The organism is Pseudonocardia nigra (genome assembly GCF_019396355.1).
GTDB classification, from domain to species: domain Bacteria; phylum Actinomycetota; class Actinomycetes; order Mycobacteriales; family Pseudonocardiaceae; genus Pseudonocardia; species Pseudonocardia nigra.
On the sequence record NZ_JAHKRK010000427.1, the window covers coordinates 1 to 1,834 of the forward strand.

The 1,834-nt window shown below is 74.8% G+C and carries 1 protein-coding gene and 1 pseudogene; both read right to left on the bottom strand.

Annotated elements, in window-relative coordinates:
• Positions 1-552 (bottom strand): annotated as a pseudogene (locus tag KME75_RS41235) (C40 family peptidase); the annotation flags it as partial.
• Positions 553-1,204: 652 nt separating this feature from the next.
• Positions 1,205-1,834 (bottom strand): NYN domain-containing protein (locus KME75_RS41240; protein ID WP_219420416.1); only part of this gene is annotated, 630 nt, incomplete at its 5' end.

A 1,834-nucleotide genomic window follows, 5' to 3' on the forward strand; every position in this document is an offset into this window, starting at 1 on the left:
GGCGGCGGCCTGGGCGCGCGCCACGGCGGCGTCGGCGGCCGCCTGCGCCTCCGCGGTCTCGTCGACCACCGTCATGAGCCGCGCGAGCGCGTCGCGGTAGTCGGCCGCCAGAGTCTCGAGCGCCGACATCTGGTCGAGGAACTCCTGCGGCGAGCCGCTGGCGAGCAGCGCGTTGAGCTGGTCGAGCCGGCCGCTCTCGAACGTCGACATCGCGAGCCCGTCGACCTGGCGCCGGAACTCCTCCTCGTTGGCGCGCGCCGCCTCCACCGCGGCCCGCGCGGGCTCGACGGCGGCGCGGAGGGTCTCCAGCTCCGCTTCGCGGGCGGCGAGGGTGTCCTTGGCCGCGTGCCACTCCTCGGTGAGCGCCTCCGCCTCGTGCTGGACCTGCTCCAACTGGGCGGCGGCGTCGGCCGCGTTCGTGGGGGGCGGCGGCGCGGGCGAGGGCTGCGCGACCGCAGGCGCGAGACCGAGGACCAGGGTGAGGAGCGCCGCGAGGACGACCGCGCCGCCGGAGAGGAGGGAACGCCTGCCACTGCCGGGACGACGCTGCACCCGCGGGACTGACCAGCGGGGGCCGGATGGGGTACGCCGAGGCGACTCCACGCGGACGTATCTCCTCTCCTCAGCCGCGCGTCGATCCCCTTACGGACCAACCAAGGAGTCCGAACGGGCGAGCGCGCGGTGACCTTGCGTCGCCACTCGCTGTCGAATGGCTGACATCGCGCAAGGTCTCGCGGAGATTACGGAGGAGGAGGCACCTCGTCCAACTCGCGTGTCACCGGGCGTGGCGCCTGCACACCGTCACCCTCACGCAGCACAAACGGTTTCCATCCGGTCCTGCATCGATAAATTATCACCCTGCGTCACGGACAGGTGGCACTGTGTCGGGGTCTCGTGACGCTCGGCGCGCCTCGGACGCCACCAGCCGCAATCTCGGCACGAGGCCTTGATCCGCAAGCACGGCGATGGCGCGTCGCTCCGGTGCGTCGAGCTGCACGATGGGCGCGCCGGACGGCGCCTCCGCCCCGTCGGGGGTGCCCGTCCGCGGGCCCGGTGACCCCAGCAGTGCGCCGATCACGCACTCGCCGCACGCGGTGTCGCGCACCGCGCAGCTGTCGCAGTCGATGATCATTCCGTCCTCCCGGCGTCCGGTGGTTGCCGACATCGGGGACGGTAGGAGCACCCACCGACAATTCCGGGACGGTCAGCTGCGCACCAGGCGGCCCAGCAGCACGGCGGAGGGCACCGTGTGGGCCCCGCACCTGCGCACCGACTGCGCCACCGCCCGGTCCGAGGTGGCCACCACGACCGGCCTGCCCTCCGGCTCGGCGGCGACCAGGTCGCGGATCACGTCGTCGGCCAGCACCCCGGGGTCGCTGAAGAGCACGCGCACCCCGCGGGAGGCCCGCGGCGCGGCGGCGACCACGCCCGCCCCGTCGAACACCACGGTGATCTCCCCGCCGGTGCGTGCCGCGAGCACGCCCAGCTGCCCCACGAGCCGCGTGCGCTGGTCGGCCAGCGGCAGCTCGGGATACCCCGTCTTGCTCACGTTGTAGCCGTCGACGATCAAGTGCACCGATGGCACCGCGAGCAGCGCGTCGAGCTCGGCGAGCCCGTCGACTGCCGTGCCCCCGCGCACCCCGCGCGCCGCACCGGCCACGAGGTCGGCCGGTCGAGGCCCGCCGCCGCCGAGCGCGAGCTCGCGGCGCAGACCGGTGACGGCGCCGCCGATGGTGTCGACGAGCAGCGCCAGCCGCACCTCGTCGGCCTTGCGGGCCTCCCGGGCCGCCTGCCGGGCCGCCGCCACCTCGGCGGCCGCCCGGTCGGCGCGGGG